Consider the following 7900-nt stretch of genomic DNA (forward strand, 5'->3'; position numbering starts at 1 on the left):
CACGTCGGTGAAGAAGCTCATCAACAACCCCCAGACCGTCGTCGCCGAGTCCCTGCGCGGGTTCGGCCGCGCGCACGCCGACCTCGTGCGGGTCAACGAGGACCCCATGTACGTCGTCCGCGCCGACGCCCCGCGCCAGGGCAAGGTCGGCCTGGTCTCCGGCGGCGGCTCGGGCCACGAGCCGCTGCACGCCGGCTACGTCGGTCCCGGCATGCTCGACGCCGCGGTGCCCGGCGCGGTGTTCACCTCGCCCACCCCCGAGCCGATCTTCGAGGCGACCAAGGCCGTCGACGGCGGCGCCGGCGTGCTGCACATCGTGAAGAACTACACCGGCGACGTGCTCAACTTCGAGACGGCCGCCGAGCTGGCCGAGGCCGAGGACATCACGGTGCGCTCCGTCGTCGTCAACGACGACGTCGCGGTGGAGGACTCCCTGTACACCGCCGGCCGGCGCGGGGTGGCCGGCACCGTCCTCGTGGAGAAGATCGCCGGCGCCGCCGCCGAGCGCGGCGACGACCTCGACGCGGTCACCGCCGTCGCCCAGAAGGTCATCGACAACGTCCGGTCCATGGGCGTGGCGCTGACGGCGTGCACCGTGCCGCACGCCGGCAAGCCGTCCTTCGACCTCGCCGAGGACGAGATCGAGATCGGCATCGGCATCCACGGCGAGCCCGGCCGCCACAAGGTCCCCATGGCCACCGCCGACGAGATCACCGACCAGCTGCTCAACCCGGTGCTCGAGGACCTCAAGCTCGCCGACGGCGAACCGGTGCTGCTCTTCGTCAACGGCATGGGCGGCACCCCGCTGTCCGAGCTCTACCTGGTCTACAACCACGCCCGCGACGTGCTCGAGAACCGCGGGCTGACGGTGAGCCGGTCGCTGGTGGGCAACTACATCACGTCCCTGGAGATGCAGGGTGCGTCGGTCACCGTCCTGCGCCTGGACGAGGACCTCACCGCCCTGTGGGACGCGCCGGTCAACACCCCCGCGCTGCGGCGCGGGCTCTGACGGCGGACGGGATCGCCGCCGCCCCGGCGCCGGTTTTGACCGCCGCGCCGGGGCGGCGCACGCTGTGAGCGCCCTCACGGGCACGAGAATCGAGGAGGATGCATGAGCGCTGCCACCCTGGGCACCGACTGGGCGCTGGACTGGGTCGCCCGGGCCGCCAAGACGGTCTCCGACCACCGGATCGACCTGATCGAGCTCGACCGGGCCATCGGTGACGGCGACCACGGCGAGAACATGGACCGCGGCTTCACCGCCGTGACCGCCAAGCTCGCCACGTTGCGGCCCGACACGGTCGGCGACGTGCTCAAGACGGTCGCCACCACGCTGATGTCGACGGTCGGCGGGGCGGCCGGCCCGCTGTACGGCACCGCGTTCCTGCGGGCGGCCAAGGCGGTCGACGGCGAGCTCGACGCCGCGGGGGTGGCGGCCATGCTCGCGGCCGGCCTGGAGGGCATCAAGGCCCGCGGCAAGGCCGAGCCGGGGGAGAAGACCATGGTCGACGCCTGGGAGCCGGCCGCCGAGGCCGCGCGGATGACGGCCGACGAGGGCGGCGGGCCGGCCGACGCGCTGCGCGCCGCCGCCCAGGCCGCCGCGGCCGGCTCGGACGCGACCATCCCGATGGTCGCCCGCAAGGGCCGGGCCAGCTACCTCGGCGAGCGGTCCGCGGGGCACCGTGACCCCGGGGCCGAGTCCTCCTCCCTGCTCCTCACCGCGGCGGCCGAGGCGGCGGCGGCGCTGTGACGGCGGGGGACGGGACGGCCCGCGCCGGCCTCGTGGTGGTCTCGCACTCGGTTCGGCTGGCCGAGGGGGTCGTCGAGGTGGCCGCCCAGATGGCCCCCGACGTGCGCCTGCGCCCCGCCGGCGGGACCGACGACGACCGCGTCGGCACGAGCTTCGACAAGGTCGAGTCCGCGGTGACCGGGCTGCTGGACGAGCCGGGGATCAGCGGGGTGGTGGTGCTCACCGACCTCGGCTCGGCCACGATGACGGCCGAGTCGGTCCTGGAGTTCCTCGACGACGACGCGCGCGAGCGGGTCGTCCTCGCCGACGGCCCCCTGGTGGAGGGCGCGGTCGCCGGCGCGGTGGCCGCCCAGTCGGGTGCCGCGCCGGCCGCCGTGGCCGCCGCGGTGGCCGAGGCCGCCCGCAGCTTCGGCGCGGCCGCGGAGGGCACCGGGGCGCCGTCGGAGCCCGCCGGCGCGGTGCCCGCGGGGGCCGACGGCGCGGCGGGTGCCGGCGCGGCGGCGGAGCCCGAGACGGCGGCCGGGGAGCTGACCGAGACGTTCACGCTGCACAACAAGGTCGGGCTGCACGCCCGCCCCGCGGCGCTGCTGGCCCGCCTGGTGGCCGGCTACGACGCCGAGGTCTCCGTGAACGAGGTCGACGCCGCCAGCGTGCTGGCCCTCATGGGCCTGGGCCTGGAGAAGGGTGACGAGATGCACGTGCGGGCCAGCGGCACCCAGGCCGAGGAGGCGATGGCCGCCGTCGCCCAGGCCGTCGCCGACGGCTTCGGCGAGGAGTAGCGCCCCCCGCCCGCCCCTCCCGTGAGACGTCAAGTTGGTCGTGAGACGTCAAGTTGGTCGCGAGACGTCAAGTTGGTCGCGAGGCGTCAAGTTCGCCGTGAGTCGTCACGTTTGCGCGCGAGGGGCCGACGGTGCGTGACGGCTTCCGCGGCCGGGGAGGGTGGACGCCGGCGCGGGGTAGGTAACCTGGCACGGTGAGCAGCCAGACGTCCTCCGCGCCGGCGAGCCCGGCCCCGGGAGCGCCCCGCCCGCCGGGCTCCGCCCGCAAGACCCTCGCCATGTCGGTCCTCGTCAGCGAGGTCTTCATCGTCCTGTTCGCCTCGCTCGTGGCGTTCGGGCTGCGGCTGGCCGAGCCAGGCGTGGTGTGGGCCATCGGGGGCGCGGCCATGCTGGCGTGCGCGCTGTGCGCCGGCCTGCTCAGGCACAGGCTCGGCTACGTCCTCGGATCGGTGATCCAGGCGCTGCTGCTGCTGTCCGGCTTCGTGCTGCCGATGATGTTCATCGTCGGCGCGATCTTCGCGGTCATCTGGGTCGTCGCCCTGCGCGTGGGGAGCCGCATCGACGTCGAACGCCAGGAGCGCTACGCCGCGGAGCTGGAGTACCACCGCACCCACTCCTGACCGGCCCCGCGCCTGGTGGTCCTGGGAATCGGTCGAGCGCGGCCGGTAGTGTGCCGGGACGTGACCACCACTTCTGAGACCGAACGCACCCTCGTCCTCGTCAAGCCCGACGGCGTCGCCCGCCAGCTCACCGGCGAGGTGCTGCGCCGCATCGAGGCCAAGGGCTACCGCATCGCCGCGCTGGAGCTGCGCACCGCCGACCGCGACCTCCTCGCCCAGCACTACGCCGAGCACCAGGGCAAGCCGTTCTTCGAGCCGCTCGTCGAGTTCATGCTCTCGGGCCCGGTCGTTGCCGCCGTCGTCGAGGGGCAGCGGGTCATCGAGGGCTTCCGGTCCCTGGCCGGGACCACCGACCCCACCGTGGCGGCTCCGGGCACCATCCGCGGCGACCTCGGCCGCGACTGGGGCACCGCCGTCGTCCAGAACCTCGTGCACGGCTCGGACTCCCCGGAGTCGGCCGCCCGCGAGATCGGGCTCTGGTTCCCCGCTCTCTGAGTCGTCGGGGCACGAATCCCGGGCGATCACGCCCCTAGCCGAGGACTCCGTACGGATATGTATGCCGTACGGAGTCTTCGCCTACCTGAGCACCAGACAAGCCGACGCCACGCCGAAATATCGGCTGCCGCTGGACGGTTGCCCTGGGCGATGGCCGCGCTCGACCTGCCCCTGTCCCTGCTGGACCGATCGCGTACGCGCGCGGGCGAGCCGGACGCGCTCGCCCTCGCGGCGACGATCGAGCGCGCGCGACGGGCCGAGGAGCTCGGCTACCACCGGTTCTGGGTGGCCGAGCACCACGGCGTGCCCGGCATCGCCAGTGGCAGCCCGGCCGTGCTGGCCGCGGCGGTCGCGGCGCGGACCGCCCGCATCCGGGTCGGTTCGGGCGGGATGATGCTGCCCAACCACGCCCCGCTCGTCGTCGCGGAGCAGTTCGCGGTGCTCGAGAGCCTCCATCCCGGGCGGATCGACCTCGGCCTGGGGCGCTCGCTCGGGTTCAGCGCCCCGGTGCGCCAGGCGCTGGGCGCCACGGACGCGGACCCCGAGCGCTTCCTCGCCGACGTCGACGCGGTCCGCGCGTTCCTCGCCGGCCGCGGACCGATCACCGCCATGCCCCGGCTGCCCGCGCCCCCGCCGCTCTTCCTCCTCGCGGGACGCCACGGCCTCACCCTCGCCGCACGCGCGGGCCTGCCCGTGGCGGTCGGCGGAGCCCCGCCCGACCTGGTCGAGACGCTGGCGGCCTACCGCCGGGACGTGCGCGCCGCCGGGGGTGAGCCGTACGTGATCGCCGGCGTCACCGTGATGATCGCCGAGACCGAGGAACGCGCCCGGGACCTGCTGCTCCCGGAGGCCTGGGCGATGGCCGCGTCGCGGGCCACCGGCGCCTTCCCACCCCTGGAGGACGTCGACGCCGTGCGGGACCGGCCACGCACGCCCAAGCAGCGCGCCAGCGTCGAGCGGTTCCTGGCCCAGGCCGTCTACGGCACCGCGGACCAGGTGGCCGAGCGGCTGGGCCGGCTCGCCCGCCAGGGCGTCGACGAGGTCATGGCGACGACGTCGACCTACGACCGCGCGGAGCAGGCCCGGGCCGACGCCGCGCTGGCCGGGCTGTTCACGCCGTAGGGGCTCGCGGCGTCAGGCCGGGGGCGCCTCGCCGAGCAGGCCGGCGGCCCGCATGAGCTGCTCCCCGATCGGCCCGGGGTTGTAGGCCACCTCCCAGCGGTAGCCGTCGGGGTCGGCGAAGTAGCCGGAGCGGCCGCCCCACTCCCGGTCCTGCGCCGCGCCGACCAGGGTGCCGCCGGCGGCGACGGCCTCGGCGAGCACGGCGTCCACCTGCGCTGGGGTCGGCACGTTGTGCGCGAGCGTGAGCGGCGCCGTCCCCGGCCGGCGGTCGAGCGGCCCGACCTCCGCCGCGAAGTCGTCCGCCCGCCACAGCGACAGCACGACCGTGGGCGCCACGAGGAAGAAGACCACCTCGCCCTCGGCCTCGAAGGCCGGCTCCCAGCCGAGCCCGTCGGCGTAGAACCGCCGGGAGGCGGCGGGGTCGGGCACCGCCAGGGTGATGAAGCTCAACCGCTGATCCATGACGGGCACCGTAACGGCCGGCCGGCCGCGGCGACGGCCCGTCGCGGCGCCGGGCCTGGCCGGCCCGGCGCGCCGCCGCCTGGGGATGTCTGCCCGGGCGCGTCCCCGGTGGGCAATATGCTGCGCGGGTGCACCTGAAAACGCTGACGCTGCGAGGATTCAAGTCCTTCGCGTCCGCGACGACCCTGCACCTCGAGCCCGGCATCACCTGCGTCGTCGGCCCCAACGGCTCGGGCAAGTCCAACGTCGTCGACGCCCTCGCCTGGGTCATGGGCGAGCAGGGCGCCAAGACCCTGCGCGGCGGGTCGATGGCCGACGTCATCTTCGCCGGCACCTCCTCGCGCGCCCCCCTCGGCCGCGCCGAGGTCTCCCTGACCATCGACAACGCCGACGGCGTGCTGCCCATCGAGTACAGCGAGGTGACGATCTCCCGCACGCTGTTCCGCTCCGGCGGCTCGGAGTACGCCATCAACGGCACCCCCTGCCGCCTGCTCGACATCCAGGAGTTGCTCTCCGACACCGGCATGGGCAAGGAGATGCACGTCATCGTCGGCCAGGGCCGGCTGGACTCGGTGCTGCAGGCCAGCGCCGAGGAGCGTCGCGGCTTCATCGAGGAGGCCGCCGGGGTCCTCAAGCACCGCCGCCGCAAGGAGAAGGCGCTGCGCAAGCTCGAGGCGATGCAGGCCAACCTCGCCCGGGTCGGCGACCTGTCCGCCGAGATCCGCCGCCAGCTCGGCCCCCTCGCCCGCCAGGCCGACGTCGCCCGCCGCGCCCAGGTGGTCCAGGCCGACCTGCGCGACGCCCGCGCCCGGCTGCTCGCCGACGACCTCGTCCAGCTCAGCGCCGCCCTTGCCCAGGACGTCGCCGACGAGACGGCGCTGCGCGAGCGCCGCGCCGACGTCGAGGCCGCCCAGGAGGAGGGCCGCCACCGCCTGGCCGCCCTCGAGCAGCAGGCCGCCGCGGCCGCCCCGCGCCTGGGGCAGGCCACCGACGTGTGGTACCAGCTCTCCGGGCTGCGCGAGCGGCTGCGCGCCCTGGGCAACGTCGCCGCCGAGCGCTGCCGCCTGCTCGGCGCCCCCACGGCCGAGCCCACCCCCGGCCGCGATCCGGACGAGCTCGAGGCCCGGGCCGCCGCCGCCCGTGAGCAGGAGGAGGCCCTGCAGGCCCGCCTCGACGACGCCCGCCAGGGCCTCGAGCGGGTCGTGGACGAGCGGGCCGCCGCGGAGGAGGCCGAGCGCGACGCCGAGCGGGCCCTGGCCGCCGTCCACCGCGGCGTCGCCGACCGGCGTGAGGGGCTGGCGCGCCTGACCGGTCAGGTGGGCGCGCGCCGCTCGCGGCTGGAGGCCGCCGAGGCCGAGCTCGGCCGGTTGCGCGCCACCCTGACCGCTGCGGAGGAGCGGGCGGCGACGGCGCAGGCCGAGTTCACCGCCCTCGAGCAGCAGGTCGCCGGCGTCGAGGAGGGCGAGGAGGGCCTGGACGAGGCGCACGAGGCGGCCACCGCGGAGCTGGAGGACACCGAGCAGGCCGTCGCCGCGCTCGTCGAGGAGGAGCGGGCCGCCGAGGCCGACCGCGCCACCTGGTCCGCCCGCCGCGACACCCTGGCCCTGTCCCTGCGCCGCAAGGACGGCACCGGCGCCCTGGTCGAGTCCGGGCTGCCGGGCCTGCGCGGGACGGTGCCCGAGCACCTCACCGTCGCGCCCGGCTGGGAGAACGCCGTCGCCGCGGTGCTCGGCCCGCTGGCCGAGGCCGCCGTCGTGGAGTCCGTCGACGTCGCCGTCGACGCCGTGCGTCAGGCCCGCGACGGCGACGCCGGGCAGGTCCGCCTCCTCGTCGCCGGCGCCCCCGCGCCGGGCGGCGCGGCTCCCACGGGCGACGGCGCCCGCCCGGCCACCGAGCTGGTCACCGTCGCCGACCCGGCGCTGCGCGGCACCGTCGAGCACCTGCTCGCCCGCGTCGTCGCCGTCGAGGACCTCGCCGACGCCCGCCGCGCGCTCGCGGCCGACCCGGCCCTCACCGCCGTCACCCGTGCTGGCGACGTGCTCTCCGCGGCGGCCGCCCACGGCGGGGCGCCGGGGGCGCCGAGCGTGCTCGAGCTGCACGCCGCCCACGAGGAGGCCGCCGCGGCGGTCGACGCCGCCACCGCCCGGGCCGAGCGCGCCCGCTTCGCCCTGGGACCGGCGCGCGAGCGCGTCGAGGCCGCCCGGGAGCGCGCCCGGGCGACGCTGGAGGACCTGCACGCCTCGGACGCCCGCCTGGCCGCCGTCGCCGAGCAGCTCGGCCGGCTCGGGTCCACCCTGCGCGGCGCGCAGGCCGAGGCGGAGCGCGCCCGCCCGGCGATCGAGCGGGTCGAGGCGGAGATCGCCGAGCACGGTGCCGAGCTGAAGGCCCTGGCCGAGCGGCTGGAGATCGCCCAGCGCGAGCCCGTCCAGGCCGAGGACGACCTCGCCGGCGCCACCGCGGCCCGCGACCGGGCCACCGAGGCCGCCCGCGCCGCCCGCGCCGCCGAGACCGAGGCGCGCCTGGCGCTGCGGGGCCTGGAGGAGCAGGCCAAGAACCTGTCCGGGCGGGCCGCGTCCCTGGCCGCCGCCGCCCGCGCCGAGCGCGAGGCCCGCCGCAAGGCCGCCGAGCGCGAGGCCCGCCGGGCCGCGCAGGCGCAGGTGGCCGCCGAGGTG

At 76.5% G+C, this 7900-nt stretch carries 8 protein-coding genes; 7 read left to right on the forward strand and 1 reads right to left on the reverse strand.

Translation table 11 applies throughout. The annotated features are described in order from the left end of the window. Positions 1-7 precede the first annotated feature (7 nt). From dhaK to GD970_RS08720, 6 genes are all read left to right on the forward strand, one after another. Positions 8-1009: a dihydroxyacetone kinase subunit DhaK gene (gene dhaK / locus GD970_RS08695; RefSeq protein WP_152202487.1), complete on the forward strand. Its 1002-nt coding sequence runs from the start codon at positions 8-10 to the stop codon at positions 1007-1009. A 102-nt stretch (positions 1010-1111) separates the two neighbouring features. Continuing rightward, positions 1112-1750, forward strand: a complete 639-nt coding sequence (dhaL, locus tag GD970_RS08700) for a dihydroxyacetone kinase subunit DhaL (RefSeq protein ID WP_152202488.1) — start codon at positions 1112-1114, stop codon at positions 1748-1750. Next, positions 1747-2529: a dihydroxyacetone kinase phosphoryl donor subunit DhaM gene (gene dhaM / locus GD970_RS08705; RefSeq protein ID WP_226925235.1), complete on the forward strand. Its 783-nt coding sequence runs from the start codon at positions 1747-1749 to the stop codon at positions 2527-2529. The genes dhaL and dhaM overlap by 4 nt, the downstream gene beginning before the upstream one ends. Before the next feature lie 194 nt (positions 2530-2723). Next, positions 2724-3149: a DUF4233 domain-containing protein gene (locus tag GD970_RS08710; RefSeq protein WP_152202489.1), complete on the forward strand. Its 426-nt coding sequence runs from the start codon at positions 2724-2726 to the stop codon at positions 3147-3149. Between the two features lie 60 nt (positions 3150-3209). Beyond that, positions 3210-3644, forward strand: a complete 435-nt coding sequence (gene ndk / locus GD970_RS08715; RefSeq protein ID WP_152202490.1) for a nucleoside-diphosphate kinase — start codon at positions 3210-3212, stop codon at positions 3642-3644. Positions 3645-3809: 165 nt separating this feature from the next. Beyond that, on the forward strand, positions 3810-4766 hold the full coding sequence (locus GD970_RS08720) for an MsnO8 family LLM class oxidoreductase (RefSeq protein WP_152202508.1): 957 nt from the start codon (positions 3810-3812) through the stop codon (positions 4764-4766). Positions 4767-4778: 12 nt separating this feature from the next. Here GD970_RS08720 and GD970_RS08725 read toward each other — a convergent pair whose 3' ends face one another. Then, a complete protein-coding gene (locus GD970_RS08725; RefSeq protein ID WP_152202491.1) occupies positions 4779-5228 on the reverse strand; it encodes a VOC family protein in 450 nt (149 codons plus the stop codon). Positions 5229-5356: 128 nt separating this feature from the next. Between GD970_RS08725 and GD970_RS08730 the strand changes: the two genes are divergently transcribed. Beyond that, a partial coding sequence (locus tag GD970_RS08730; protein WP_152202492.1) for a chromosome segregation SMC family protein occupies positions 5357-7900 on the forward strand: 2544 nt, incomplete at its 3' end.

It is taken from the genome of Georgenia thermotolerans, from assembly GCF_009193185.1.
Classification (GTDB): Bacteria; Actinomycetota; Actinomycetes; order Actinomycetales; family Actinomycetaceae; genus Georgenia; species Georgenia thermotolerans.